Origin of the sequence: Methylobacterium sp. Leaf361 (genome assembly GCF_001424445.1) — a bacterium.
In the GTDB taxonomy this organism is placed as follows: Bacteria; Pseudomonadota; Alphaproteobacteria; order Rhizobiales; family Beijerinckiaceae; genus Methylobacterium.
The window spans coordinates 64,792-91,770 of sequence record NZ_LMPY01000009.1; the positions used below are offsets into that span (position 1 = coordinate 64,792).

The window sequence follows — 26,979 nt, forward strand, 5'->3', positions numbered from 1 at the left end:
TCCACGCCGCACCCCGGAGCCACCGATGGCCGCGCTCGACGCGATCCTCAACGACATCGACACGGACCTGGAGAACGCCCTGGAGCGGCTGTTCGCCTTCCTGCGGATCCCGTCGATCTCCACCGATCCCGCCTATGCCGGGCATTGCCGCGAGGCCGCCGCCTGGCTCGCCCAGGACCTGACCGCGCTGGGCTTCGAGACCTCGGTGGAGGAGACCTCGCTCCACCCGGTGGTCCTGGCCCACCGGCCGAAGCCGGGCGCGCCGCACGTCCTGTTCTACGGCCATTACGACGTGCAGCCGGTCGATCCCCTCGACCTGTGGAAGACGCCGCCCTTCGAGCCGCACATCGCTGACGACGGCCAGGGCGGCAAGACGATCGTCGGGCGCGGCGCCTCCGACGACAAGGGTCAGGTGATGACCTTCGTGGAGGCATGCCGGGCCTATATCGCCATGCACGGCGAGTTGCCTTGCGGCGTCACGATCCTGATCGAGGGCGCCGAGGAGAGTGGATCACAAGGTCTGCCCGAATGGGTCGCGGCCAACCGCGAGAGACTCGGCTGCGACGTGGTCCTCGTCTGCGACACCGGCATGTGGGACCGGAAGACCCCGGCCATCACGTCGTCGCTGCGCGGGCTCGCCTATTTCGAGGTGAAGGTCACCTGCGCCGACCGCGACCTGCATTCCGGCTTCTTCGGCGGCGCGGCGCGCAACCCGATCCACGTTCTGTCGAAGATCATCGCCGACCTGCACGACGCGGACGGGCGGGTGACGATCCCGGGCTTCTACGAGGGCGTGCACGAGCGCCCGCCGGAGGTGCTGGAGCAGTGGCGCGGCCTCGGCCTGACGCCGGAGACGCTGCTCGGGCCGATCGGCCTCAAGGAGCCCGCGGGCGAGCGCGGGCGGATGCCGATCGAGCTGGTGCAGTCCCGCCCCTCCTGCGACGCCAACGGCATCATCGGCGGCTATACGGGCGAGGGCACCAAGACGGTGATCGCCTCCACCGCCTCCGCCAAGGTCTCGTTCCGCCTCGTGGACGACCAGGACCCGAAGCGGCTCGCCGAGAGCTTCGAGGCCTTCGTGCGCGCGCGGGTGCCGGCGGACTGCCAGGTCGAGGTCATCACCTACAAGGGCTCGCGGGCGATCAGCCTGCCCTTCGACATGCCGCAGCTCGGGGCCGCCAAGGCGGCGCTACAGGACGAGTGGGGCGTGCCGGCGGTGACCGTGGGCGCGGGCGGCTCGATCCCGATCGTCGGCGACTTCAAGCGGATCCTGGGGCGCGACACCCTGCTGATCGGCTTCGGCCTCGACGACGACCGGATCCACTCGCCGAACGAGAAGTACGACCTGACGAGCTTCCACAAGGGCACGCGCTCCTGGGCGCGGATCCTCGCGGCCCTCGGCCAGGGCTGATCCCGGCGGAAGGCCGATCTCAGCGGGCGGGCGCCGCCCGCATCTTCCCGTCGACCCAGGCCCAGAGCGCCCGGACCTCCTCGGCGGCCTGGCTGCCGGGGGCGAATTCCGTGACGCCGAGCCCGGTCGCCAGGGCGTCCTGGTGGTCGACCCGGTGGATGATCCCGGGCTCGGCCAGGACGCCCAGGGCGCGCAGCTGCGCCGCGTAGGCGCTGGTGCGCGGCGAGGGCGGCGGCGGGCACTGGTTCAGCACCAGGGCCAGCCGCTCCCGCAGGCCGAGGCCGACCAGCGCCTGGAGCGTCGGCCGGGCGGCCACGATGTCGAGCCGGGAGGGGCGGACCGGCATCAGGACGAAATCGGCGTCCTTCAGGGCCGGGGCGAGGCCGGACGCGCTGCCGGCGGTGTCGAGGACGGCGAGGGTGGTGCCCTGCTCGGCGAGGATGCCGAGGATCTCCGAGAGCTGCCCCATCTCCCAGGGCTGGACCCGGTCGACCGCGACGGCGTCGCGCGCGCGGTCGCTCCTGCCGTCGGCCTTGCGCAGGGCCCCCCAGCCGGCCAGCGAGCTCTGCGGGTCGAGATCGAGGGCGGTCACCTGCTCGCCCGCTTCCGCGGCGGCGACCGCCAGGGAGGCCGCCAGGGTGGTCTTGCCCGTCCCGCCCTTCTGCACCGCCAGGGCGAGGACCCGCAGCGGCCCGGCGGCGGGCCGGGGCGCGGTCTCCGGCGCCGGTTCGGATCCTTCGGGATCCATGCGTGTCCCACCTCTCCACATCTGCCAGCCGGGCCGCGGCCCGTGCGGCGCCGAATCGAACGCCCGGCACGACCGTGCTTAGCGTGACGGCGTGGGCCGGAGCCAGCGTCGCACCCCGGCACCTGTGGACCGCCCCGAGGCGGCTCCCGATCACCGGGCCCGGGGACCGGTCCCGGAATTCCGCCGCGAGGCCGCCGCGCTACCGCATCGCGGGATCGCGCGCCGGGCCCGCGCGTTGGGCCGGCATCCCCACAGGTTGAGCGGCGCGCCAAGACCCTCGCCCCGACAAGCTCCGCGACAGGATTCCCATGCGCCTCGACCGCCGCCGCCTGCTGGGAACCGGTCTCCTGGCCCTCGCCGCCCCCGCGGCGCGCGCCGCGACGCCGTCGCCCCCGACGAGCCGGCCCGTGGGGACGCTGGAGCTCGCCATCGCGGCGGACGCGCCCTCGACCCCCACGGGGCTCGCCATCGCCCGGGGCGGCCGGATCTTCGTGATGATGCCGCGCTTCACCGGCGCGGAGCCGATCACCCTCGGCGAGGTGCTGCCCGACGGGTCGGTGAAGCCCTACCCGGACGCGGCGACCAACCGCCCGGATCCGGGGGCGCCGCAGGCGTCGCTGTTCCACGTCCCCAACGGCGTCTTCGACCGCGACGACACCCTCTGGATCCTCGATGCCGGCCTGCCCGCGGGCAAGGGGCGGCCGGTGCCGGGCGGCGCGAAGATCCTGGCGATCGATATCGCCCGGAACAGCGTCCGCCGGACGATCCCCCTCGACGCGGGCATCGGCCCGGATTCCTCCCTGAACGACCTGCGGGTCGACGTGCGCGACGGGCGGGCTCTGGCCTACGTCACCGACCAGGGCCAGTCCGGCGCGGGCGCGATCCTGGCGGTCGACCTCGACAGCGGGCGGGTGGTGCGGCGCCTCGCGGACCACGTCAGCACGCGGTCCGAGGAGGGCCTGGTCAAGTTCGTGGAGCGCCGCCCCGTGATGGAGCGGAAGGGCGACGCGCCCGAGAAGAGCCCGAAGGGCGGCGCCAACGGCATCGCGATCAGCCCGGACGGCCGCCGCCTCTACTACGCGCCGCTGATGAGCCGGCGGCTCTACGCGGTCGAGACCGCGGCCCTGCGCGATCCGGGCGTCGCGGACGCGGCCGTGGCCGCCGCCGTCGAGGATCTCGGCGAGAAGGGCATGACCGGGGGACTGACCACCGATTCCCAGGACCGGGTCTATCTCAGCCTGCAGGAGCACAACGCGGTCGGCCGGCGCCTGCCGGACGGCACCGTCGAGGTGCTGGCCGCCGACGACCGGCTGGTCTGGGCCGACACGTTCTGGATCACCCCGGACCGGTGGCTCTATATCTCGGCGGCCCAGGTCAACCGGCGGCCGGAATTCAACCGCGGCCGGGACCTGCAGCAGCCGCCCTACGCGATCCTGCGCATGCGCATCGACGCCGACCCAGTCCTGTAGCGGATCATGACGGACCTCTCGCACGACCCGGACTTCTTCGCCCTGCTCACCGGCAGCTACGCGCGGCGCCTCGGCGAGCCTCTGGTGCCGGCGGATGCGGACGCGGACTGGCTCTACGCGGCGGCCCCGTTCGCGGTACTCGCCCATGACGGGGGCGCGGATCCGCGCTTCGTCTACGCCAACCGGACCGCGCAGGCCTGCTTCGGCTACGCGTGGGACGAGCTCGTCGGCCTGCCCTCGCGGCTCTCGGCCGAGGCCCCCGAGCGGGCCGAGCGGCAGCGGCTCCTCGACGCGGTCACCCGGGACGGCTTCAGCCGCGGCTATCGCGGCCTGCGGATCGCCAAGGACGGCCGGCGCTTCTGGATCGACGAGGCGGTGGTCTGGCAGCTCGACCGCGACGGCGCGACGGTGGGGCAGGCCGCGACCTTCGCCCAGTGGCGCGACGCGTGAGGGCCGGGCCGCGCCGATGCGCGCGGCCGCCGCCCGGTCAGCCGTCCTCCTCGATGCTCACCTGGGCGATCTGGACGGCGCCGCCGTTCCAGTGGGCCGCCACGACGTGGCCCAGCGCGACCGCGAGGACGCAGAGCACCACCGAGGCGAACACGTTGACCATGGCCCGGACCACCGCGCCGTTCCGCATGAGGTCGAGGGTCTGGAGGCTGAACGACGAGAAGGTCGTGTAGCCGCCGCACAGCCCGATCATCACGAACAGGCGGACGTTCTCGGAGACCGGGAAGCGCCCATGCGCCAGGGTCAGCGTGCCGAACAGGCCGATGATGAACGAGCCCGTCACGTTGATGAGGATCGTGCCCCAGGGCAGGTCGCGGCTGATGGGCAGCGCCAGCACCGAGACGACGTAGCGGGCCAGGGTGCCGAGGGCACCGCCGATCATGACCAGGATGCAGGTGGTGAAGGACATGCGCGCTCCAGTGCGTCGGGCGGGCATGAGAGACCCGCCGTCGCGGCGGGTGCTTGCAAGACGCACTCCCACCGCCGGTTTCGCGGTAGGAGTCATCAGCCCTGACGGGCGGTTTCGGGGAACTCCATCCCCATCGGGGACGGCCCATAGCGCCTGCGCGGGCCGAGCGCAACGGCCGCCCGGGGCCGCCCCCCGGGCCCGCTTGTCAGGCCCGCCCTTCCTGCACGGCGTGGCAGGCGACGCCGTCGAGGAGCGCCGGCACCTCGGTCCGGCAGCGGTCGTTGGCGAGCGGGCAGCGCGGGTTGAAGGTGCAACCAGGCGGCGGGTCGATCGGGTTCGGGATCTCGCCGGAGACCGGCACCCGGGCGCGGCCGACATGGGCGAGGTCGGGTACCGCGTCGAGGAGCATCCGCGTGTAGGGGTGGCGCGGCGTCGCGAACAGGTCCCTGGCGGACGCGACCTCCACGAGGCGGCCGAGATACATCACGCCCACGCGGGTCGCCATGTGGCGGACCACGGCGAGGTTGTGGGAGATGAACAGGTAGGTCAGCCCCAGCCGGTCCTGCAGGTCGCGCATCAGGTTGAGGATCTGCGCCTGCACCGAGACGTCGAGCGCCGAGGTCGGCTCGTCGCCCACCAGGAACTCGGCCTGACTCGCCAGCGCCCGGGCGATCGCCACCCGCTGGCGCTGCCCGCCTGAGAATTCGTGCGGGTATTTTTTGGAATCATCCGCGTGGAGGCCGACGAGGCCGAGAAGCTCGCCGACCCGGGCGCGGATCGCCCCCTCCCCCTGGATCAGGTCGAAGGCCCGGATCGGCTCGGCGATGATCTTCCCCACCCGCCAGCGCGGGTTCATGGACGCGTAGGGGTCCTGGAAGATCATCTGGATCCGGGCGCGCAGGCGCCGCCGCGCCGCGGCCTGGCGCGGGTCGGTCATCGAGACGCCGGTGATCCGCACCTCGCCGGCCGTGGGCGGCAGCAGGCCGACCACCATCCGGGCCACCGTCGACTTGCCGGAGCCGGATTCGCCGACGATCGCGAAGGTCTCGCCCTTCCGGATCTCGAAGCCGACGCGGTCGACCGCCGTGAGGAATTTCCGCGGCTCGCGCTCGATCACCCGGTTGAGCCAGGGCTTCGAGACGTCGAACTGGCGGCGCAGGTCGGTGACTTCGACGTAGGCGCTCACGCTGCGCGCTCCGCTGCATCGTACAGGTGACAGGCCACCCGGCTCGCGTCGACCGGGATCGGCTCGGGCCGCTCGACCCGGCAGCGGGCGAAGACCTTCGGGCAGCGCGGGTTGAAGGCGCAGCCCTTCGGGATGGCGGTGAGCCGCGGCATCGAGCCCGGGATCTGGCTCAGCCGGTCGGCCTCCTGCGAGAGGGTCGGGATCGCCCCCATCAGGCCGACCGCGTAGGGGTGGTGGGGCTTGGCGATCACCGAGGCGACCGGGCCGATCTCGGCCACCCGCCCGGCATACATCACCGCCACCCGGTCGGCGGCCTCGGCGATGACGCCCATGTCGTGGGTGACCAGCATCACCGCGGTGCCGTGCTCGCGGCACAGGCGCTTCAGCAGCGTGATGATCTGGGCCTGGACCGAGACGTCCAAAGCCGTGGTCGGCTCGTCGGCGATGATCAGCTCCGGCTCGGCGGCGAGCGCGAGCGCGATCACCACCCGCTGGCGCATGCCGCCGGAGAACTCGTGCGGGTAGCCGTCGATCCGCCGCTCCGGCGCCGGGATGCCGACCTCGGCCAGCAGGTCGATGGCGCGCGTGCGGGCGGCCTTGGCCGACAGGTCGGTGTGGGTGCGCAGGGTCTCGACGATCTGGTCGCCGACCCGGAACAGCGGATCGAGCGAGGTCAGCGGATCCTGGAAGATCATGCCGATGCGCTTGCCGCGCACGCGCCGCATCGCCTCGGGGGAGAGGTTGTCGATGCGCTCGCCCCGCAGGCGGATCTCGCCGCCGGCGATCCGGCCGGGGCGGTCGATCAGCCCGATCACCGCCGAGCCGGTCACCGACTTGCCGGCGCCGGACTCGCCGACCACGCCCAGGATCTCGCCGCGGCCGATGTCGAACGACACCCGGTCGATGGCGGTGAGCGGCCCGCGGCGGGTGTCGAAGGCGACCGTCAGGTCGCGCACGGAGAGGATGGTGTCGGTCATGCCTTGGCCGTTCCGGCGTCGGGCCGTCGGACGGCCACTCCCGTCCTTGCGAGCGGAGCGAAGCAATCCAGCGGCGCCATGGTCACCAATGTCGTGCTGCCCTGGGTCGCTTCGCTGCGCTCGCGATGTCGATGCCCGATCATTGCAGCTTCGGATTGAGCGCGTCGCGCAGCCAATCCCCCAGGAGGTTGATGGCGATGACGAGCCCGGCGAGCGCCAGGCCCGGGAAGGCGACGATCCACCACTCGCCGGAGAACAGGAAGCGGTTGCCGGTGCGGATCAGCGTGCCGAGCGACGGCATGGTCTCCGGCAGGCCGGTGCCGAGGAACGACAGCGTCGCCTCGGTGATGATCGCCAGCGCGAGGTTGATCGTCGCGATGACGAAGACCGGACCGGTGACGTTCGGCAGGACGTGGCGGACCATGATCACCGGCGGCGACAGGCCGATCAGCCGCGCCGCCTGGACGTAGTCCTTGCCCTTCTCGACCATCACGGAGGAGCGCACGGTCCGGGCGTACTGCACCCAGAAGGACAGGCCGATCGAGACCACGATCAGCCCGATCAAGGGCCCGACGTCGAGGGCGCTGCCGAAGCTCGCCTTGGCGACGCCGTCCACCACCAGGGCGATCAGGATCGCCGGGAAGGTGAGCTGCACGTCGGCGACCCGCATGATCAGCGTGTCGAGGAAGCCGCCCGCGTAGCCGGCGATCAGGCCGAGCGCGATGCCGAGGATGCCGGAGGTCAGCACCCCGAGCACGCCGACGATCAGCGACAGGCGCAGGCCGTACAGCACCGCCGAGAGCACGTCCCGGCCCTGGTCGTCGGTGCCGAGATAGAACGGCGCCTGACCGTCCGCCTGCCAGATCGGCGGCAGGTTGGAGTTGATCAGGTCGAGCTGGGCCGGATCGTAGGGGTTCTGGGGGGCGATCCAGGGCGACGCGAAGGCGAGACCGACCATCAGCAGCGTGGCGACCAGCGCCGCCACCGCCACCTTGGAGCGCAGGAAGTTCGCCAGCAGGTCGGAGTCGCGCCAGCGCGCGAGCCGCAAGGGCTTCGCCTCCGGCAGCGGGACCGGCGGGGCGTCGCCCGCGTCGAGGTCGTATCCGCTCATCGGCCGCCCCTCACGCCATGTCCAGTCGGGAAGCTCAGGGAGGCACCTGTCGTCTTTGCGAGCGGAGCGAAGCAATCCAGCAGCGCCACGCCGACCGGACGCGCGCTACCCTGGGTCGCTTCGCTGCGCTCGCGATGACGGTGGAGGGGCAGGCAGGCAGCGCAGGTCATGTCCGACCTCACGCCGTCCGCCCGGCGGGCAGCCGCAGGCGCGGGTCCACCACCGTGTAGAGGATGTCGACCACGAGGTTGATGGTCACGAAGATCAGCGCGACGAGCAGCAGGTACGCGGACATGATCGGGATATCGACGTTCTGCACCGCCTGGACGAACAGCAGGCCCATGCCGGGCCACTGGAACACCGTCTCGGTGATGATCGAGAAGGCGATGACCGAGCCGAGCTGCAGCCCCGCGATGGTGATCACCGGCACCAGGGTGTTCTTGAGCGCGTGGCGCAGGTGGACGGCCCGGGTGGTGAGCCCCCGCGCCCGGGCGAAGCGGACGTAGTCGGTGCGCAGCACCTCCAGCATCTCGGCGCGGACCAGCCGCATGATCAGCGTCATCTGGAACAGGCCGAGCGTCACCGAGGGCAGGATCAGCGCCTTGAGCCCGGAGGCGGTCAGGAAGCCGGTGGTCCACCAGCCGAGCCGCACCGTGTCGCCGCGCCCGTAGGAGGGCAGCCAGCCCAGCGTCACCGAGAACAGGTAGATCAGCAGGATGCCGATCAGGAAGGTCGGCAGGCTGATCCCGATCAGCGAGACCGCCTGGAACAGCCCGGCGAGCCAGGACTCGCGGCGCAGCGCGCAGTAGACGCCCATCAGGATCCCCACCACGAGGGCGAACACCGTGGCGCAGAAGGCGAGTTCCAGCGTCGCCGGCATGCGCTCGGCGAGCAGCTGCGAGACCGGCTGCCGGAACTGGTACGAGATACCGAACTGGCCCCGCACCACGTTGCCGGCGTAGCGGACGAACTGGACCAGGACCGGGTCGTCGAGGCCGAGATCCGTCCGGATCTGGGCCCGCTCGGCCACGGTGGTGTCGGGCCCGACGATCTGGTTCACGGGGTCGCCCGCGAACCGGAACATCGCGAAGGCGATGAGCCCGACGACCGCGAGGACCGCGGCCGCCTGGATCACCCGGCGCAGCAGGAAGGCGAGCACGCCCCGGCCCCTACTGCGGGTCCTTCGACACCCAGTAGAGCAGCAGCAGGTTGTCGGCGCGCTGCGTCAGGTGGACCTTCTTGGAGACGCCCCAGGCCAGCGCCTGCTGGTGCAGCGGGATGTAGCCCCAGTCGGCGTTGAGGACGTCGAAGCCCTCCTTGATCAGGGCGTCGCGCTTGGTCTTGTCGGTCTCGGATTCGACCTTGTCGGCGATCGCGTCGATCTTCGGGTCGCAGTAGCCGGCGAGGTTCCAGCTGCCCCGGCCCGACTTGTCGCCGGGCTTCCGGCAGCCGACGATCTCGTAGAGGATGTTGTGGCTGTCCAGCGAGGACGGGGTCCAGCCCAGCAGGTAGAACGAGGTGTCGTAGGCCGGCGCCAGCACCTTGGCGAAGTACTTGGCCTTCGGCTGGGCGTTCAGGTTCACCTTGACGTTGATGCGGGCAAGCATCGAGACCACCGCCTGGCAGATCGCCTCGTCGTTGACGTAGCGGTCGTTCGGGCAGTCCATGGTCAGCGAGAACCCGTCCGGGTAGCCGGCCTGGGCCATCAGCTCCTTGGCCTTCTTGAGGTCGGTGGCCGGGCGCTTGAACTCGGCGCCGCGGTCGTAGAGGGCCGGGGCGATCATCAGCGCGGAGGGCACCGCCTGCCCGCGCATCACGCGCTTGGCGATCGTGTCCTCGTCGATGGCGAGGTAGAAGGCCTCGCGCACCTTGATGTCCTTGAACGGGTTCTTGCCCTTGACGCTGGAATCCTTCAGCTCGTCCCGGTCCTGGTCCATGCCGAGGAAGATCGTGCGCAGCTCAGGTCCCGCCATCACGGTGGCGGTGCCGCTGGCGTTGACCCGCTGCTGATCCTGCAGCGGCACCGGGTCGATCCAGTCGACCTCGCCGGAGAGGAGCGCGGCGACGCGGGTCGCCGGGTTGGCGATTGTGGTCAGCACCGCCTCGTCGAGGTTCGACTCCACCTTGCCCCAGTAGCCGTCGAATTTCTTGAAGACGGTCTTCACGCCGGGCTGGTGCTCGGTGATCACGAACGGGCCGGTCCCGTTCTCGTGCAGCGTGGCGTAGCTCGGGCTGGTGGCGCTGGGCGGCGTCGGCTGCACGACGCCGTTCTTCTCGGACCACGCCTTCGACATGATCACCCAGGTCGGGAACTGGGCGATGGCGATCGGGTTCGGCTTCTTCAGCACCATGTCGACGGTGAAGTCGTCGACCTTCACGAACTCGGCGTCGGCGGGCACGTTGGTGGTGAAGTTCGAGCCCGGGGCGCGGACGCGCTGGGCGGAGAAGATCACGTCGTCGGCGGTGAAGGGCGTGCCGTCGTGGAACTTCACGTTCTTGCGCAGGTGGAAGCGCCAGCGGGTCGGCTCGGGCGTCTCCCAGGATTCCGCGAGGCCGGGGGCGAATTTCAGGTTCTTGTCGAGGGTGACGAGGGACTCGTAGGCCGCCTGCTGCATCCCTTCCGTGAAGCTCTCCTTGAGGGAGTACGGGTCGAGGGATTTCAGGTCACCCTGGAAGGCGAAGCGGAAGACGTTGGCGGCCTGCGCGGGCAGCGCGGCGAACGCGAACGTCGCGACCGTGCTCGCGGCCACGCCGCGGGCGAGGGTCTTCAGGGCTGAGCGGGACAAGCGGATCTCCGAGACCGTGAATGCGCCACCGGCCGGCTGCCCCGGCGGTGTCCACCGCGGCGTCAGCAAGCATCGGACCATCTGTATACAAGACGAGGGCCGAGCCTGTCGCGGGGGCGCGACATCTCGTGTCTTCCGAAGCGCGTTCCGAAGCGCGTTTTCCCCGCTTCATCCCCGTTACAGAATCGCGGCTTCGACGCGCCCCGTCTTGGCGAGCGCACCGAAGCCATCCAGGGCGGCGCCGCGCGACGGCGCGCTGCCCCGGGTCACGTCGCTCCGCTCGTGATGACGGAGCGGGCGGCATCCAGCGAAGACGTCGACCGGACGCCGCAACGCGCGGCCGGCGCCGGCCTACTCGGCCGCCACCCGCGCGGGCTCGTGCCGCGCCTCGGCCTCCGCCGCCTCGCCCTCCGCCACCGCCTTGCGCCGGAACAGGCGCATGACGACGACGAAGAAGACCGGCACGAAGAACACCGCCAGAACGGTCGCGGTGATCATGCCGCCCATCACGCCGGTGCCGATCGCCTGCTGGCTCTTCGAGGCGGCGCCGGTGGCGATGGCCAGCGGCACCACGCCGAAGATGAAGGCGAGCGAGGTCATCACGATCGGCCGGAACCGGAGCGTCGCCGCCTCGACCGCGGCCCGCACCACGGAGGTGCCGGGCTTCCAGAGGTCCTTGGCGAACTCCACGATCAGGATCGCGTTCTTGGCCGAGAGGCCGATGATCGTGATCAGCCCGATCTTGAAGTACACGTCGTTGGGCATGCCGCGCAGGTACACGGCCGCCACCGCGCCGATGACGCCGAGCGGGATCACCAGCATCACCGAGACCGGGATCGCCCAGCTCTCGTAGAGCGCGGCGAGGCACAGGAACACGATCAGCACCGACAGGGCGAGCAGCAGGCTCGCCTGGCTGCCCGCCTGCTTCTCCTGGTAGGACTGACCCGTCCAGGCGTAGCCGAAGCCCTTCGGCAGCTGCAGCATCAGCCGCTCCATCTCGGCGATGGCGTCGCCCGACGTGTAGCCGGGGTTCGGCTCGCCGGTGAAGCGCACCGACTGGTAGCCGTTGAAGCCGACGATCTGGCTCGGCCCCATGCTCCATTTCAGCTCCGCGAAGGACGACATCGGCACCATCGTGTTGGTGGCGTTCTTCACCGCGTAGTTGAGGATGTCCGACGCGTTCATGCGCTGGAGCTGCTCGGCCTGCACGTAGACCCGCTGCATCTTGCCCCGGTTGGGGAAGTCGTTCGGGTAGACCGAGCCGAGGTTGAGCTGGATCGTGTTGTTGATGTCCTCGAACTTCACGCCGAGCGCGGCCGCCTTCTCGCGGTCGATCACCAGCTCCGCCTGCGGGGTCGGCGGCAGGCCCTCGATCTTCACCTTCTGGAGGATCGGGCTCTGCGAGGCGAGCTTCAGGAGCTGCTCCTGGGCCGACAGCAGGGCCGCGTAGCCGCGGTTGGCCCGGTCCTGCAAGCGGAACGAGAAGCCCGCCGCGTTGCCGAGGTTGTCGACCGGCGGCGGCTCCTGCGCGTCCACGGTGGCGTCGCGGTAGCTGGCGAGGGCCGCGTTGGTGCCGGCCACCAGCGCGGCGGCCGAGTTCTTCGCGTCGCGCTCCGACCAGGGCTTGAGGGTGACGAAGGCCTGGCTGGTGCTCGGGGCCTGGCCGGAGAACGAGAAGCCGTTCAGCATCGTCACGGTGGCGACGCCGGGCTGCGCCAGCAGGTGCTCCTCGACCTTGCGGACCGCCTCCTGGGTGCGGTTGTAGGAGGCGCCCGGGGGCGTCTGGATGTCGACCGTGAAGAAGCCCTGGTCCTCCACCGGCAGGAAGCCCTCCGGCAGGTTGACGAAGGCGTAGGCCGTGCCCGCCACGAGCGCGACGTAGACCAGCATCACCCGGCCGGACTTCCGGATGAACGCCGCGGTGCCGCGGCCGTAGCGGGCGGTCTCCCGGTCGACGAACCGGTTGAACATCCCGAACACGCCGCCCTTGGCGTGGCCGTGGCCCTTCTCGATCGGCTTCAGGAAGGTCGCGCAGAGCGCCGGCGTCAGCGACAGGGCGAGCAGCGCCGAGAAGGCGATGGAGGTCACCATCGCGATCGAGAACTGCCGGTAGATGATGCCGACCGAGCCGGGGAAGAACGCCATCGGGATGAACACGGCGATCAGCACCAGCGTGATGCCGATGATCGCCCCGGTGATCTGCCCCATGGCCTTCTTGGTGGCCTCCTTGGGGGGCAGCCCCTCCTCGTTCATGATCCGCTCGACGTTCTCCACCACCACGATGGCGTCGTCGACCAGGATGCCGATGGCCAGCACCATGCCGAACATGGTGAGCACGTTCACCGAGAAGCCCGAGATCCACATCACCGTGACCGTGCCCATGAGAGCGATCGGCACCACGATGGTGGGGATCAGGGTGTAGCGGATGTTCTGCAGGAACAGGAACATCACGAGGAAGACCAGCACCACCGCCTCGACCAGCGTGTGCAGCACCTTCTCGATGGAGGCCTCCACCGCCGGGGTGATGTCGTACGGGATGTCCCACTTCAGGTCCGGCGGGAAGAACTGGGACAGCTCCACCATCTTGGCGCGGATCGCCTTGGCGGTCTCGAGCGCGTTGCCGTCGGGGGCGAGCGTCACCGAGATGCCGGCGGCGGGGCCGCCGTTGAGGCGCGTGGAGAACTGGTAGGCGTCGCCGCCGAGCTCGATCCGGGCGACGTCGCGCAGGCGCACGTTCGAGCCGTCGGGATTGGCCCGCAGCACGATGGCGCCGAACTCCTCGATCGTGCCGAGCTGGCCCTTCACGATGATCGGCACGGTGAGCGCCTGCCGGGTCGGGCTCGGCTGCGCGCCGACCGAGCCGGAGGCGACCTGCACGTTCTGGTTGCGGATCGCGTCGGTGACGTCCGAGGCGCTGAGCGAGAGGCCGCGCAGCTTGTCGGGATCCACCCAGACGCGCAGCGACCGCTCCGTCGAGTAGAGCGTCGCGCGGCCGACGCCGGGGATGCGGCGGATCTCGTTGATGACGTTGCGGATCAGGAAGTCGCCGAGGCCGACCTCGTCCATCGACCCGTCCTTGGAGACCAGGGTGATGATGTTGAGGGTCGCGGCCGAGGCCTCCTCCACGAGGATGCCCTGCTGGCGCACCTCGGCCGGGAGACGCGCCTCCACGCGCTTCAGCCGGTTCTGCACCTCGACCGAGGCGAGCGACGGGTCGGTGCCGGGCTGGAAGGTGGCGGTGATGTTGACCGAGCCGAACGAGTCGGTGGTCGACTCGAAGCTCATGATGTTGGCGGCGCCGTTCAGCTCATCCTCGATGAGCCGGGTCGTGCCGATGTAGAGGCTCTCCACGGAGGCGCCCGGATAGGCCGTGGACAGGGCGATGGAGGGCGGGGCGATCACCGGGTACTGCGCCACCGGCAGGTTCGGGATGGCGAGCGCGCCGCCGAGGCAGATGAACAGCGCCACCACCCAGGCGAAGACCGGGCGGTCGATGAAGAAGCGTGCCATGATCGGGCTCTCCCGGACTCAGTGGCGCTGCTGGACGGCGGCGGCCCGCGGGGTGACCTCCGCCTTGTCGCCCGGCACGTCGGGCGCCTCGTCGGTGTCGTGCTTCGGTCCGGTCTCGCCGTGGACCGGGGTCTGGTCGAGGGGCTTCACCTTGGCGCCGACGGTGATCTTCTGGAAGCCGTCGATGATGACGCGCTCGCCGGCCTTGAGGCCCGAGCGGATCAGCCAGTTCTGCCCGACCACCGGCCCGACCTCCACGGGCTGGCGCATCACGGTCTCGTCGGCGCGCACCACCCAGACCTCGGCGCGGCCGTCGTCGGTGCGCTGGATCGCCTGCTGCGGCACCGCGATCGCGTCGGAATCGATGCCCTGCTTGATCCGCGCCCGCACGTACATGCCGGGGAACAGCTCGTCGTGCGGGTTCGGGAACTGCACCCGCAGCGTCACCTGGCCGGTGCTCGGGTCGGCGGTGACGTCCGAGAACAGCAGCCGGCCCGCCAGCGGGTAGAGGGAGCCGTCATCCATGATCAGGTGGACGTTGGCGGTGTTGTCCTCCAGCCGCGCCAGCTCGCCGCTCGCGAGGTCCCGGCGCAGGCGGTTCAGCTCGCCGACCGACTGGGTGATGTCGACGTAGATCGGGTCGAGCTGCTGGATCGTGGCGAGCGCGCCCGTGGAGCCCGGCTCGATCAGCGTGCCCTCGGTGAGCAGCGCCCGGCCGATGCGGCCGGTGATCGGCGCGCGCACGTCGGTCCAGCCGAGGTTGAGCTGCGCGCGGTCGCGGGTCGCCTTGGCGCCGGCCACCTCGGCCTCCGCCTGCTTCTTGGCCGCGTAGGCGGCGTCGTACTGCGCCTGGCTCGCGGTGGCGCGGGAGAGCAGCTGCTCGAGCCGGTCGGCCTGCTGGCGGGCGAGCACCAGGGCGGCCTCCTGGCGGGCGAGGGCCGCCTCGGCGCTGGCGAGCTCGACCTCGTAGGGCGCCGGGTCGATCTTGTAGAGGATGTCGCCCTCCTTGACCTGGCTGCCCTGCTCGAAGAGCCGCTTGACCACGAGCCCGGAGACCCGGGAGCGGACCTCGGCGATGCGCATCGGCGCGACGCGGCCCGGCAGGTCGCGCAGGTAGGGGATCGCCTGGGGCTCCACCTTGACGAACCCGACCTCCGGCACCGGCGGGGCCGGCGCGGCGACCTGCTTCGGGTTGCAGGCGGCGACACCCAGCAGGAGCAGGGCCGCGGGCAGGAGGGCGGTCGCGCGGGCCGAGGCGCGGAACGACGACGGGATTCTGGCGGACAAAGTGCGGGTCACGATTACCGACGCTCCTGAAAGCATGCGTCTGCTGAGGCTGGCGCGGAGCGTGGGCCCGCGCATCGTCGAGTCAGATCCCGGGACCGGTCACGAGGCCGGTCGGGCGAAGATCAGGACGGGCGCGCCATCATGCCGGCCGCGAGACCGGCGCGCGCGTCAGGCCCGGCGTGGAGGCCGGTGCGGCGAACCGTCCGGCGCGGAAGCCGGTACGCTGTCGGACCTGTAGTCGAACGATGCGGTGACAGTGTGACGGGGGCGCGGCGCGTCGACCGGCGGGCGCGGCAGCCCCAACTCGGTGAGGATCTCGCTGTCGGCGGCGCAGAGATCGGTGCGGCCGAAGACCGAACGCTTGGCCTCGGACCGCTTGGCCTCGGGCTGCGCGTCCGGCGTGCCGGACAGGATCGTCAGGCGCGGGCTCGCGATGGCGCAGGCCGGGCCCTCCGGGCGCGCGGCCTCGGCCCGCGCGGGCGCGGCCACCAGCGCGGCCGTCGCGAGCACGAGCAGCGCCAGCGCGGCGAGGCCCCGGGCGAGGCGGTCCGGCAGGCCCGCGGCGCGGCGGGTCAGGAGAGCGGCGGATCGGATCACGAGTCTGAGATAAGCACGGCTGTCGCCGCGCGCAATCACCCACGGCGTCGCGCCACCCGCCCAGTGTTGCGCGCAGCACACAGCTGCGCCCGGAAGTGGCCATACCGGCGGGCCGGCCTCAACCTTGCCGTGAAGTCCGGGCCGGCTCGCCCCATGCGCGCAGGGATTCCGCGCGGGCTTGGCCGAGATCTGCGAAGACCCGCCGAGATCTGCGAAGACCCGCCGAGATCCGCGAAGACCCGCGAGTCCCCGCGCCGCGACGAACGGAGGACGGAAGACCATGGCGAGACGGATCGCGCTACTCGGGCTCGCGGGCCTGCTGCTCGGGAGCGCCCCGGCGGCGGCCGCCAACCCGCTGGACAGGGGTCCGATCGCGGACTTCCTCAACATCTTCCGCAGCCAGGCGATCCCGCGCGAGACGGTGGCGTGGACCGGCAAGGAGAAGCCCGGCACCATCGTGGTCTCGACCCGCCAGCGCCGGCTCTACTACGTGCTCGGCGGCGGCGCGGCGGTCCGCTACGGCGTGGGCGTCGGGCGGCAGGGCTTCTCGTGGTCCGGCACCAAGACCGTCACCATGAAGAAGGAGTGGCCGGATTGGCGCCCGCCGCAGCAGATGCTGGCCCGCCGCCCCGACCTGCCGCGATACATGGCCGGCGGCCAGGACAACCCGCTGGGCGCCCGCGCCCTCTATCTCGGCTCGTCGCTCTACCGCATCCACGGCTCGAACGAGCCCGAGACGATGGGCGCGGCGGTCTCGTCCGGCTGCATCCGCATGACCAACAAGGACGTGACCGACCTCTACGACCGGGTCCGCGTCGGCACCAAGGTCATCGTGCGCGACTGACCGGGCGGGCGGCCGCGACGGCCGCCCCCCTCCGGCCGCCCCCTCCTCCCGCGCCGCGGAGCCGCAGCCGGTGGCGTGCGCCCGCCCGCGTCGACAGGCGCGGCGGGCCGGTGTTAGGAGCCGCGCCGTCGGGCAGAGCCGGATCGCCCGACCGCCACGAGGGACAGCATGAACGAGCGCATCATCCTGCGGGCCGGCGAGGCCCTGGTCGCGGGCGGGCCGCCCAACACCGCCTCCGAGCCCGAGGTCATCATCGGCGAGCTCGACGGGCCGGTCGGCACCGCCCTGGCCACGCTGACCGGCGATCAGGTCGTCGGCCACAGCCGCGTCTTCGCCCTGCTCAACACCGACATCATGGTCCGCCCGGTCACCCTGTGCGTGTCCAAGGTCAGCGTCACCGAGAGCAAGTACACCTCGATCCTGATGGGCACCGTCCAGTTCGCCATCGCCAACGGCGTGCTGGACGCCGTGCGCGCCGGCTACATCCCCAAGCACAAGGCCAACGACCTCGGCATCATCTGCTCGGTCTGGCTCAGCCCCGGCGTCATCGAGGCCCAGCACGTTGACCACAAGGCGCTGTTCGACATCCAGCGCCGGGGCATGACCGAGGCGATCCGCAAGGCCATGACCAACGAGCCCTCGATCGACTGGCTCCTCGAGAACCAGGACAAGATCACCCACAAGTACTACCAGATGGGCCTCGACGGAAAAATCTGAGCGCCCGGTCAGCGGCGGGCGGGGCGCGCACGATCCCGCGGGCGACCACGGCCAAGCCTGTCGCGATCCGGTGCCTTCGGGTAGGATGGCGGCATGAGCAGACGTGCCGATTCCCGTCCGTTCCGCCGCCTCGCGGCCGGCCTCGCGCTCGGGGCCTGCTGGCTCCCGGCCGGTCCCGCCGCCGCCCAGGCGCTGTTCTGGCCGTCCATCGGCTTCGCGCCGCTGCCCTCCTTCGCGTGGCCGCAGATGCCCGAGGACGCGTACGGCCGCTGGACCGGCTCCTACGCCCGCCTGTCGACCGGCTACGCGGTCAGCACGTCCCGTCATCTCGGCAGCTATTCGGGACCGACCATCGGGTTCGAGGGCGGCCGGATGTGGCAGGAGGGCCCGATTCTCTACGGCATCAGCGGCGGGTTCGACTATCTCGCCGGCCTCGGCGGCAACCTCACGCCGGGCTACGGGCGGCTCGCCTATTCCAACGACTTCGCCGGATCCCTGGAGGTGAAGGTCGGCACCCTCGTCGCGCCGGACGTGCTGGTCTACGCCAAGACCGGCGCCCTGGCCCTGCACCAGACGCTGCGCGTCGGGCCGACCCCGGGGTCGCTGCCGTTCACGCGCCAGGACATCGCGGTCCGGCCGGTCGCCGGCGTGGGCGTCGAGTGGGCGGTCACGGACCGCCTCTCGCTGGCTGTCGAGGCGGGCGTGGTCGGCGGCGGGATCCGCTGAGGCGGCCCCCCGGCGGCCCCGCCTCGCGGCGGCGCCGTGGCGTGGGCGCCTATTTCGGCACGAACGCCCAGTAGTCGAGATCGAGGATCACCGCCGGGTCGTAGCCGTCGCCGGCGCGGTCCGGGAAGGCGCCGCAGGGCTGGTTCTTGGTGGCGACCGTCCGCAGGCGCAGGAGCCCGACATCGTCGCGGCCGACATCGGCGGTCGCCAGCACCTCGCTCCAGGCATAGACCGTGTCGCCGGCGAAGAGCGGCGCCACGTGGCGGCCGGCGTTGATGCCCGCGAGGGCGAAGGCGTTGCCGAGCCCGTTGAAGCTCAGCGCCCGCGCCAGCGAGATCACGTGGCCGCCGTAGATCAGGCGCCGGCCGAAGCGGGTGTCCTTGGCGGCCAGCCCGTCGAAATGCACCTTGGCGGTGTTCTGGAACAGGCGCGTGGCGATCTGGTGCTCGGCCTCCTCGACGGTCATGCCGTCGACGTGGTCGATCTTCTCACCGACCGCGTAATCCGCGAAGCGGTGCGGGCTGCCGGCGAGGTCGGTGTCGTAGGCGGCGGCCGAGAGCTTCGGCAGCGCGCCCGCGAGGTCCTGCGGGTCGACCACCTTGGCGAGGCTCGGCACGTGCTCCTCGGCGATCGCTGCCTCGGGGTCGCGCTTGCGCACGAGCACCCAGCGGCAATAGCTCAGCACGGTCTCGCCGCGCTCGTCGGAGCCCACCGAGCGGACGTAGACCACGCCGGTCTGCCGGTTCGAGCTCTCCTTGAGGCCGATCACCTCCGACACCGTGGAGAGCGTCTCGCCCGGGTAGACCGGCCGCCGGAACCCGCCCTCGGCGTAGCCGAGATTGGCCAGCGCGTTGAGGGAGACGTCCGGGACGGTCTTGCCGAACACCATGTGGAAGGTGAGCAGGTCGTCGAGCGGGCTCTTCGGGTAGCCGATGGCCCGGGCGAAGGCGTCCGACGACTGCACGGCGAAGCGCGGCCCGTAGAGGCCCGTGTACAGCGCCACGTCGCCCACCGTCACGGTGCGCGGGGTGGCGTGGCGAATGGTCTCGCCGAGGCGGAAATCCTCGAAGAAGCGGCCGGGATTCGTCTTCACGGGCGTTCGACCCTACTGCGTGTAAACGTAAGCTGCGGGCACGGCGTATTCATGCAGCAAACGGCTGATGAACAGCAGTAGCAAGATGAGGATGATCGGCGAGATGTCGACGCCCCCGAGATTGGGCAGCAGGTTGCGGATCGGCCGCAGCACCGGCTCGGTCAGCCGGTAGAGCACCTCGCCGATCTGCGCGACGATCGGGTTGCGCACGTTCACCACGTTGAACGCGACGAGCCAGCTGAGAACCGCGCTTGCGATGAGGACGTAGATGAAAAGCTGGACGACCGTGTCGAAGAGCCAGATCAGGGCGTTCATGCGGGTCCGCGCGTATCCTTCGGGCCGCCCGCACCCCAGCGCCGGAGCGGCGCGCGGCGGGCGACGTTGAAACAGGGAATTGACAGGCTGAGCCGCCCGCGCCTACAAGGCCGGCGCCTCGACGGGGCTGTAGCTCAGATGGGAGAGCGCCGCAATCGCACTGCGGAGGTCAGGGGTTCGAATCCCCTCAGCTCCACCAGGCTTTCCTGGTGACAAGACAGCGTCCCGGTTCCGCAGCGATAGCGCTGGCGCGGCCGGGACTTAGCGACGGTCCGCGGAGATCTCTTCCCGCCCCGCGCCACCTGCCCGATCCCACATCCCGACCCGTGACCGCGCCTGGCTCCAGGTCTCGGTCCGGGCTGCCCGGAGATCCCCCGCCGCGAGCCGAGGCCGCGTCCGGGCCGGCGGCGAGCCTGCAACCATCGCGGCGCGGCAGGGTTCGGTCCCGATCGGAGACGGAGGAGGTCGCGTGGCGTCCTGGATCGAACAGGCAGTCTGGTGGCAGGTCTTTCCCCTCGGCTTCGTCGGAGCCCCCGACGAAGCCGATCCGGCCGCACCGGTCACGCACCGCCTCGCCCACCTGCACGGCTGGCTCGACTACGCGGTCGAGCTCGGCGCGTCCGGGCTGGCGCTCGGGCCGATCTTCGCGGCCTCCACGCACGGCTACGACACGGTCGACCATTTCCGCATCGACCCGCGCCTCGGCGACGCGGCCGATTTCGACGCCCTGGTCGCGGCGGCCCGGGCCCGCGGCCTCCGCGTCCTGCTCGACGGCGTGTTCAACCATGTCGGGCGGGCGCACCCGGCCTTCCAGGACGTCCTGCGGCACGGGCCCGAATCCGAGCGGGCCGGCTGGTTCCGGCTGTCCTGGCCGCGGGGCTCCGGCCCGGGCATCGAGCCGGACTACGCCTGCTTCGAGGGGCACCGGCAGCTCGTCACGCTCAACCACGACGACCCGCGAATCGCCGACCACGTCGCCGCCGTCATGGGCCACTGGCTCGCCCGGGGCGCCGACGGCTGGCGGCTGGACGCGGCCTACGCGGTGCCGCCGCGCTTCTGGGCGCGCGTGCTGCGGCAGGTCCGCCTCGCGCATCCGGAGGCCTACATCGTCGGCGAGGTGATCCACGGCGACTACGCCCGCATCGTGCAGGACACCGGCATGGATTCGGTGACCCAGTACGAGCTCTGGAAGGCGATCTGGAGCGCCCTCAACGATCGCAACCTGTTCGAGCTGGCCCACGCCCTGGACCGGCACAACGGCCTTCTCGACAGGTTCGCGCCCCTGACCTTCGTGGGGAACCACGACGTGACGCGCATCGCGAGCCGGCTCACCGATGAGCGGCACCTGCCGCACGCGATGGCGATCCTGCTGACCTGCGGCGGGACGCCCTCGATCTACGCCGGCGACGAGCAGGCCTTCCGCGGCGTGAAGGAGGAGCGGGTCGGCGGCGACGACGCCATCCGGCCGGCCTTCCCGCCGACGCCCGCGGATCTCGCTCCCTACGGTTGGCCGATCTACCGGCTGCACCGGGACCTGATCGCCCTCCGGCGGCGCCACGCCGGACTCCACCGCGCGCGGGCGCGGGCGCTGCACCTCGCCAACGCGCAGATCGTGCTCGCGCTGGGCGACGGGAGCGCGCGGGTGCTGACGGCCCTGAACCTCGCCGACGCGGACGCGACGCTGCCGGTGCCGGAGGCCCGGGCGATCGAGGCCGGCACCGGCGATCTCGCCGAGGCCGGCAGCACCGGCGCCCGCGTGACCCTTCCGGCCCACGGCTGGGCCGTCCTGACCGTGTGACCGCCGCGCCTCGGCCGGAAAGGGGCCGGAAAGGGGCCGACCGCCCGCTCTCCCTAGCCGGCGCGGCGGGCCGTCCAGCGCCCCGCGCACGCACCGAGCCCGGACAAAGTCCAGCGGCCGGTCCCGGCGGACCCGCGCAGGCGGCCCATGACCGAGACGCTGGCCAGCCCCTTGCGGATCGTGCCGGTGATCCGGCCGTCCGGCCCGGCCCGGCCGGAGGCGTCGACGCCGTTGCCGCCGGCGTCGTCCACGGTCCCGTCCCGGATGACGATGGGATAGCTGTAGGGCCCCGTGCAGCTCCCGCTCTCCGCGGTGGCGATGACCGACCATGACCCGTCGAACCGGTTGGCCGCGGAGGCTCCCGTCGCGGCACAGACGGTCGTGCAGGCGGTCATGATCAGGGCGGGCGCGAGCCGTGCGGCGCGAAGTCGGGTCATCGTCTCCTCGGTGATGGTCTCGGATCTCGAATGGGATTCCTCCGTGCCGGGCGACCCCGTCGCGCAGCACGGCGCGCGGGCGGACCGTCAGTCGGTGCGGTCGCCCGACGGAGCGTCGGGAGCCGGAGCACGGGGTGAAAGGGCAACGGGCCGGACGCGCGCCCGGAGCGGCGCGGGCGCCCGGCCTCGCGGCCGTGCCGGACAAGAGGGCCATCCGCCCGGCACAACCTCGGAAAAGGGGCGCGGAACCCGGCGGCGCCCGACGGCGCACGGCGCGTTCCACGACCGCGATATGGGGCCTAACACATTCGTGGGAATGAGATATTTTTACCAGTACGCCGTGTTTCTCACCGGCTCCGCGGGATGCCACGGGCCGACATGTCTCAGCGGGCCATCCCGGCAGACACGCCGTTCCGCGACAGGCCGGTCGGCCCGACGCGGCCGCCGGCGCGGCCGCCCGCGGGGCGGCTGCGCAGGAACGTGTCGAGCCATGCGGGCATCCCGGTTCCGGGCCGGAACGCCGCCCGGCGCTCCCAGGCCTTCAGGAGGGTGAGCCGGACGAGGTCGTCCCCCTGGACATCGCCCGCGATGGCGTCGCGGGTCAGCGTCAGCGCGCGGCGGCGCAGGTCCGGCACGGCGTCGACCAGCGCCGCCCCGAAGCCGACCGGGACCTGCCCCTCGGCCTCCGCGGCGTCCGCGGCCTCCGACAGGCGGTCGAGCAGACGTCTTAGACGCGAAGTTTCCTCAAGTTCTGCAACTTCTGGAAAATTCTCGCGCCGACTCGTACATGATGTCGCACCCGGGGCGGAGATCACGTCCCCGTGTTCCGCGGGCCCCCGCACTAGTGGGTCAATATCCTGCACGGTCGGCATGGCCACGTCTTCTGGGAAGGGGGCCGAGAGCGCGCGGGAACGGCGTCGCGGCGTTGCGAGCATTTATCTTTGGCTCAAAACGCCCGCGTCAATGGTGCGCGTATACCAGGAAAATAACTTAGATGAGGGAACCGGCTTGTGCGCAACCCGTTTGTGCCCCGCTGCCGACAGGGCAGTGACCGCGTGAAGGGGTGCAGAAGCTGTGACGGCGGGCGTCGACAGGCATGAGCTCCGGCAGATCATCGCCGGCCTGAGCGAGGGCGTGATCCTGGTCGAGCCCGACCAGACCATCGCCTACGCCAACGCGGCCGCCCTGGCGATGCACGGTGCCGAGAGCCTCGACGAGAGCGAGGGCGTGATCCTGGTCGAGCCCGACCAGACCATCGCCTACGCCAACGCGGCCGCCCTGGCGATGCACGGTGCCGAGAGCCTCGACGAGCTCGGCTCCACCGTCGACGCCTATCGCAACCGCTTCTGCCTGCGCTACCGCAACCACATCACGCCCAACCAGTACCCGATCGAGCGCGTGATTGCCGGCGAGCGCTTCCACGACGTGGTGGTCGAGGTGCGGCGGGCCGACAAGCCCGACATGGACTTCGTGCACTCGCTGCGCAGCCTCGTGGCCACGGACCGCGACGGCAACCCGAGCTGCCTCGCGCTGATCCTGAAGGACGTCTCCGACCAGTTCGAGGCCGAGGAGCGGTTCGAGCGCACCTTCAACGCCAANGCCACGGACCGCGACGGCAACCCGAGCTGCCTCGCGCTGATCCTGAAGGACGTCTCCGACCAGTTCGAGGCCGAGGAGCGGTTCGAGCGCACCTTCAACGCCAAYCCGGCCCCGGCCGTGATCACGCGGCTGTCCGACCTGCGCCACGTCAGGGTCAATCTCGGCTTCCTGGAGATGACCGGCCACACCCGCGACGCCGTCATCGGCCGCAGCGTCTACGAGGTCGACGTCCTGGCCGGCGCGCGCAACCGMGACCTCGCCGTCGCGCGGCTCAACGCGGGCGGCACGATCCCGCAGATGGAGGCCTGCCTCGACCTGCCCGACGGCGGGMGYCGCTTCGTGATCGTCGCCGGGCAGCCGATCGAGATGGGCGACGAGCCCTGCATGCTGTTCACCTTCGCGGACCTGGAACTGCGCCGGAAGGCCGAGGCCGCCCTGCGCCAGAGCGAGGAGCGCTTCGCCAAGGCGTTCAGGGAGCCGCTTCGTGATCGTCGCCGGGCAGCCGATCGAGATGGGCGACGAGCCCTGCATGCTGTTCACCTTCGCGGACCTGGAACTGCGCCGGAAGGCCGAGGCCGCCCTGCGCCAGAGCGAGGAGCGCTTCGCCAAGGCGTTCCGGATGACGCCGATCCCGACCGTGCTGGTGCGGGCCGAGGACGGCCAGGTCACGGGCGTGAACGAGGCGTTCAGCCGGGCCTTCGGCCTGGGCGAGGACCGCGTCGTCGGCCGCTCGCTGGAGGAGGCCGGCCTGTGGGTCGCCGAGAAGCAGCGCCTGCAGGTCGAGGCCGCCCTGGAGCGGCAGGGCTACGTGCTGGGTCTCGAGGTGTGCCTGCGCCACGAGAGCGGCGCGAACCTCGACTGCCTGGTCTCGGCCGAGCGGGTCGAGATCAACGAGACGGCCTTCGTTCTGCTGGTGCTGCAGGACATCACCGAGCGCAAGCACTCGGAGCGGGAGCTGTTCGACGCGATCGAGACGGTGATGGCCGACACGTCGTGGTTCAGCCGCGGGCTGATCGAGAAGCTGGCGAACCTGCGACGGCCGGCCCGGGAGGGCGGCGACGCGGCGGCGCCAAACCTGACCGTGCGCGAGCGCCAGATCCTCAACCTGATCTGCGCGGGGCTCGGCGACGACGCGATCGCGCGCAAGCTCGGGCTGTCGCGCAACACGGTGCGCAATCACGGCGCCGCACTGTACCGCAAGATCGGCATCCACAAGCGCAGCGAGGCAGTCGTCTGGGGGCGCGAGAACGGCTTTCCCCTGAACATCTCTGACGGATGAATACCGCCATACTGGTACAACCAAACCATTGATCCGGCGCGCCCGGCGTACATCTTCCGCTCGGCAAGGGTTTTCTCACGCATGACGAGGCGCCCATGACCGAAGACAGGAAGACACCGTCCGCCGAGCACCTCAAGGGCTCGGTGAAGGAGGCCATCGGCAAGCTGACCGGCGATGCCCGGACGGAGACCGAGGGCCGGCGCCAGAAGCGCGACGCGCCCGGATCGAAGGCCGGCTCCGGGCCCGCGGGCTCCGGCCCGCGCTGACGGACGTCACCCGGCGCCTCACGGTGAGGCGCCCCCACCACGAGCGCGATCGCGGAGGCGGTCGCCGACGCGACGACGAAGGAGAACGACATGGTCGATACCAATCGGATCACGGGCGCGGCCCGGGAACTCGGCGGCAAGGTGCAGGGCGCGTTCGGCGACCTGACCGGCGCGCGGCGGGACTCGGTCGAGGGCCGCGCCCGCGAGGCCGCCGGACAGGCCGAGACCCTCTACGGCCAGGCCAAGGACACCGTGCGCGACGCGGCCGACCACGTGGCCGACGCGGCCCGCGACATCGGCGGCCGGGTTCGCGACGCCGTCGACGATCTCGGGGCCGACGACGTCGAGGCCCGCGCCCGCCGCGCCCAGGGCGCCGCGCAGGATCAGTACGCCCGCGCCGAGCGCGGCGTCCGCCACGCCGCCGAGGAGGCGTACGACTACGCCGAGGACGCCTACGCGCGCGGCAGCCACGCCCTGCGCCGCGGCACCCGCGAGGTCGGCCAGCAGGTCGCCGAGTACCCGCTCGCCGCCCTGCTCATCGCCGGCATCGCGGGCTTCGGCCTCGGCCTGCTCGTCAGCGCCCGCCGCGATTGAGCCACGACTGAGCCGCGACTGAGCCGCGTCCCGGCAGTCCCCGGGCCTCCCGGGCCTTCCGGGGGCCGGCGGCCCCACGAATTTCAGCGATCCACCACCGGAGTGACAGCGTGACCACCATCCAGACCGTTGCAACGCCCCTCGCGCCGGACGCGCACGCCGACACGCGCGCCGTCCTGCTCAACCAAGTCTCCTGGGGCGCCATCTTCGCCGGCGCCGTGACCGCGCTGGTCACCCAGGTGATCATCAACCTCGTCGGCGTCGGCGTCGGGCTGGCCTCGGTCGGCACGACCGCCGCCGATAATCCCTCCGCCTCCACCGTCTCCATGGGCGCGGGCGCGTGGTTCGTCGCCTCGGGCCTCGTCGCCTCGCTGGCCGGCGGCCTCATCGCCGGGCGGCTCTCGGGCAAGGCCCTTCCGGGCGCGGCCGCCCTGCACGGGCTGGTCTCCTGGGCGGTCACCACCCTGGTGGTGCTGTACATGCTGACCTCGGCCGCCAGCGGCCTGGTCGGCGGCACGCTCGGCACCGTCTCGAGTGCGCTCGGCGGCGCCGGCAACCTCGTCGGCGGCACGGTGCAGACCGCCGCCCAGGCGGCGGCGCCGTCGCTGTCGAAGATCTCGAACCCGCTCGACGGCATCGAGGACAAGGTCCGTCAGCAGGCCGCCGGCCAGGACCCGCAGGCCGCCAAGGACGCGGCCGTGGCAGCGGTGAAGGCCGTCCTGACCGGTGACCCGGCCCAGAAGGAGCAGGCCAAGACCCGCGCCGCCGACGCCCTGGCCAAGGCGCAGGGCATCACGCCGGATCAGGCCAAGGCGCAGATCGACGACTACCAGAAGCAGTACGAGCAGGCGGTGGCCAGCGCCAAGCAGAAGGCCGAGGCCGCTGCCGTGACGGCGAAGTCGGCGGCCACGCAGGGCGCGTTCTACGCCGCGCTGGCGCTGATCCTGGGTGCGCTGGCGGCGTATGTCGGCGGCCGGATGGGTGCGCCCAAGCCCGCGACCCTGCTCGGCGCCTACGAGACCCGGCGCGTCTGACACCTCCCTCTGACACCTTCACCGGCCCCCGCGCCGATCGCGGGGGCCACCACCGGCCGGGGAGACCGGCCTCACCAGCGAAGCAGGAGCACACGCGATGAGCAGCACGACCGACAAGATCAAGGGCCTGGCCAACGAGGCGGTGGGCAACGTCAAGCAGGCGACCGGCAAGGCGACGGGCAACGACAAGCTGGTGGCCGAGGGCAAGGCGCAGGAGCTGAAGGGCGAGGCGCAGAAGACCGTCGGCGACGTCAAGGACGGCGCCAAGTCCGTCGC

26 protein-coding genes, 1 tRNA gene, 2 pseudogenes and 1 riboswitch are annotated in these 26,979 nt (G+C 71.4%); of the genes and pseudogenes, 15 read left to right on the plus strand and 14 right to left on the minus strand.

The features are described 5' to 3' along the window. Window positions 1–25 precede the first annotated feature (25 nt). Window positions 26–1,411 (plus strand): M20/M25/M40 family metallo-hydrolase, encoded by a 1,386-nt coding sequence (locus ASG32_RS08250; protein WP_042672005.1) that lies wholly within the window; start codon window positions 26–28, stop codon window positions 1,409–1,411. Window positions 1,412–1,430: 19 nt separating this feature from the next. On the opposite strand, the gene ASG32_RS08255 is transcribed toward ASG32_RS08250, so the two are convergent. Continuing rightward, entirely contained in the window at window positions 1,431–2,159 is a 729-nt protein-coding gene (locus ASG32_RS08255) for a ParA family protein (protein ID WP_056524449.1), read from the minus strand. Window positions 2,160–2,467: 308 nt separating this feature from the next. On the opposite strand from ASG32_RS08255, the gene ASG32_RS08260 reads away from it, so the two are divergent. Further along, a complete protein-coding gene (locus tag ASG32_RS08260) occupies window positions 2,468–3,628 on the plus strand; it encodes an L-dopachrome tautomerase-related protein (protein ID WP_082557790.1) in 1,161 nt (386 codons plus the stop codon). A gap of 6 nt (window positions 3,629–3,634) precedes the next feature. Continuing rightward, a complete protein-coding gene (locus tag ASG32_RS08265) occupies window positions 3,635–4,078 on the plus strand; it encodes an MEKHLA domain-containing protein (RefSeq protein ID WP_020091337.1) in 444 nt (147 codons plus the stop codon). 37 nt (window positions 4,079–4,115) lie between these two features. Here the strand turns inward: ASG32_RS08265 and crcB are convergent, their stop codons facing one another. The 9 genes from crcB to ASG32_RS08310 form a co-directional block, all read right to left on the minus strand. Then, the gene (gene crcB / locus ASG32_RS08270; protein WP_020091338.1) at window positions 4,116–4,547 is read right to left on the minus strand and encodes a fluoride efflux transporter CrcB; all 432 of its coding nucleotides are present in this window, start codon (window positions 4,545–4,547) and stop codon (window positions 4,116–4,118) included. 79 nt (window positions 4,548–4,626) lie between these two features. Then, window positions 4,627–4,688, minus strand: a riboswitch (Fluoride riboswitch). A gap of 64 nt (window positions 4,689–4,752) precedes the next feature. After that, the gene (locus ASG32_RS08275; RefSeq protein WP_056524456.1) at window positions 4,753–5,733 is read right to left on the minus strand and encodes an oligopeptide/dipeptide ABC transporter ATP-binding protein; all 981 of its coding nucleotides are present in this window, start codon (window positions 5,731–5,733) and stop codon (window positions 4,753–4,755) included. After that, window positions 5,730–6,710, minus strand: a complete 981-nt coding sequence (locus ASG32_RS08280) for an ABC transporter ATP-binding protein (protein WP_056524459.1) — start codon at window positions 6,708–6,710, stop codon at window positions 5,730–5,732. The genes ASG32_RS08275 and ASG32_RS08280 overlap by 4 nt, the downstream gene beginning before the upstream one ends. Before the next feature lie 139 nt (window positions 6,711–6,849). Continuing rightward, the gene (locus ASG32_RS08285; RefSeq protein ID WP_056524463.1) at window positions 6,850–7,821 is read right to left on the minus strand and encodes an ABC transporter permease; all 972 of its coding nucleotides are present in this window, start codon (window positions 7,819–7,821) and stop codon (window positions 6,850–6,852) included. A gap of 178 nt (window positions 7,822–7,999) precedes the next feature. Beyond that, window positions 8,000–8,980, minus strand: coding sequence for an ABC transporter permease (locus tag ASG32_RS08290; RefSeq protein WP_042672011.1), 981 nt, complete (start codon window positions 8,978–8,980; stop codon window positions 8,000–8,002). A 10-nt stretch (window positions 8,981–8,990) separates the two neighbouring features. Beyond that, entirely contained in the window at window positions 8,991–10,607 is a 1,617-nt protein-coding gene (locus ASG32_RS08295; RefSeq protein ID WP_042672016.1) for an ABC transporter substrate-binding protein, read from the minus strand. Window positions 10,608–10,958: 351 nt separating this feature from the next. Continuing rightward, window positions 10,959–14,117, minus strand: a complete 3,159-nt coding sequence (locus ASG32_RS08300) for an efflux RND transporter permease subunit (RefSeq protein ID WP_056524466.1) — start codon at window positions 14,115–14,117, stop codon at window positions 10,959–10,961. A gap of 18 nt (window positions 14,118–14,135) precedes the next feature. Beyond that, window positions 14,136–15,416, minus strand: coding sequence for an efflux RND transporter periplasmic adaptor subunit (locus ASG32_RS08305; protein ID WP_107351936.1), 1,281 nt, complete (start codon window positions 15,414–15,416; stop codon window positions 14,136–14,138). A gap of 156 nt (window positions 15,417–15,572) precedes the next feature. Beyond that, the gene (locus tag ASG32_RS08310; protein ID WP_056524471.1) at window positions 15,573–16,001 is read right to left on the minus strand and encodes a hypothetical protein; all 429 of its coding nucleotides are present in this window, start codon (window positions 15,999–16,001) and stop codon (window positions 15,573–15,575) included. Between the two features lie 280 nt (window positions 16,002–16,281). Between ASG32_RS08310 and ASG32_RS08315 the strand changes: the two genes are divergently transcribed. The 3 genes from ASG32_RS08315 (at window position 16,282) to ASG32_RS08325 (ending at window position 18,288) form a co-directional block, all read left to right on the plus strand. After that, a complete protein-coding gene (locus ASG32_RS08315; protein WP_020091347.1) occupies window positions 16,282–16,845 on the plus strand; it encodes a L,D-transpeptidase family protein in 564 nt (187 codons plus the stop codon). A 168-nt stretch (window positions 16,846–17,013) separates the two neighbouring features. Then, window positions 17,014–17,562: a formaldehyde-activating enzyme gene (locus ASG32_RS08320; protein ID WP_012321386.1), complete on the plus strand. Its 549-nt coding sequence runs from the start codon at window positions 17,014–17,016 to the stop codon at window positions 17,560–17,562. 93 nt (window positions 17,563–17,655) lie between these two features. Further along, complete coding sequence (locus ASG32_RS08325) at window positions 17,656–18,288, plus strand: hypothetical protein (protein WP_056524475.1); 633 nt, start codon at window positions 17,656–17,658, stop codon at window positions 18,286–18,288. Between the two features lie 49 nt (window positions 18,289–18,337). On the opposite strand, the gene ASG32_RS08330 is transcribed toward ASG32_RS08325, so the two are convergent. Together ASG32_RS08330 and ASG32_RS08335 are read right to left on the minus strand one after the other, a co-directional pair. Then, on the minus strand, window positions 18,338–19,381 hold the full coding sequence (locus tag ASG32_RS08330) for a MaoC family dehydratase (protein WP_043353002.1): 1,044 nt from the start codon (window positions 19,379–19,381) through the stop codon (window positions 18,338–18,340). A gap of 12 nt (window positions 19,382–19,393) precedes the next feature. After that, window positions 19,394–19,696 (minus strand): YggT family protein, encoded by a 303-nt coding sequence (locus tag ASG32_RS08335; RefSeq protein WP_020091350.1) that lies wholly within the window; start codon window positions 19,694–19,696, stop codon window positions 19,394–19,396. A gap of 123 nt (window positions 19,697–19,819) precedes the next feature. Between ASG32_RS08335 and ASG32_RS08340 the strand changes: the two genes are divergently transcribed. Both ASG32_RS08340 and ASG32_RS08345 read left to right on the plus strand, forming a co-directional pair. Beyond that, window positions 19,820–19,895, plus strand: a tRNA-Ala gene (locus ASG32_RS08340). Window positions 19,896–20,165: 270 nt separating this feature from the next. Next, entirely contained in the window at window positions 20,166–21,494 is a 1,329-nt protein-coding gene (locus ASG32_RS08345; RefSeq protein ID WP_056524478.1) for an alpha-amylase family glycosyl hydrolase, read from the plus strand. 53 nt (window positions 21,495–21,547) lie between these two features. On the opposite strand, the gene ASG32_RS08350 is transcribed toward ASG32_RS08345, so the two are convergent. Then, window positions 21,548–21,931: a hypothetical protein gene (locus ASG32_RS08350; RefSeq protein WP_056524481.1), complete on the minus strand. Its 384-nt coding sequence runs from the start codon at window positions 21,929–21,931 to the stop codon at window positions 21,548–21,550. 383 nt (window positions 21,932–22,314) lie between these two features. Continuing rightward, on the minus strand, window positions 22,315–22,746 hold the full coding sequence (locus ASG32_RS08355) for an RNA polymerase subunit sigma-70 (RefSeq protein ID WP_244491854.1): 432 nt from the start codon (window positions 22,744–22,746) through the stop codon (window positions 22,315–22,317). A 259-nt stretch (window positions 22,747–23,005) separates the two neighbouring features. Between ASG32_RS08355 and ASG32_RS34955 the strand changes: the two genes are divergently transcribed. From ASG32_RS34955 to ASG32_RS32275, 7 genes and pseudogenes are all read left to right on the plus strand, one after another. Further along, window positions 23,006–23,529 (plus strand): PAS domain-containing protein (locus ASG32_RS34955; protein WP_244491856.1); only part of this gene is annotated, 524 nt, incomplete at its 3' end. 1 nt (window position 23,530) lies between these two features. Next, window positions 23,531–24,004 (plus strand): annotated as a pseudogene (locus ASG32_RS34960) (PAS domain S-box protein); the annotation flags it as partial. After that, window positions 24,003–24,809 (plus strand): annotated as a pseudogene (locus ASG32_RS33280) (PAS domain S-box protein); the annotation flags it as partial. The pseudogenes ASG32_RS34960 and ASG32_RS33280, both read left to right, overlap by 2 nt. A gap of 95 nt (window positions 24,810–24,904) precedes the next feature. After that, window positions 24,905–25,075: a CsbD family protein gene (locus ASG32_RS32270; protein ID WP_020096302.1), complete on the plus strand. Its 171-nt coding sequence runs from the start codon at window positions 24,905–24,907 to the stop codon at window positions 25,073–25,075. 90 nt (window positions 25,076–25,165) lie between these two features. Further along, window positions 25,166–25,669, plus strand: coding sequence for a CsbD family protein (locus tag ASG32_RS08370; RefSeq protein ID WP_056524488.1), 504 nt, complete (start codon window positions 25,166–25,168; stop codon window positions 25,667–25,669). Window positions 25,670–25,779: 110 nt separating this feature from the next. Next, window positions 25,780–26,703, plus strand: coding sequence for a hypothetical protein (locus ASG32_RS08375; protein ID WP_020096304.1), 924 nt, complete (start codon window positions 25,780–25,782; stop codon window positions 26,701–26,703). A 97-nt stretch (window positions 26,704–26,800) separates the two neighbouring features. After that, window positions 26,801–26,979 (plus strand): CsbD family protein (locus tag ASG32_RS32275; RefSeq protein WP_082557793.1); only part of this gene is annotated, 179 nt, incomplete at its 3' end.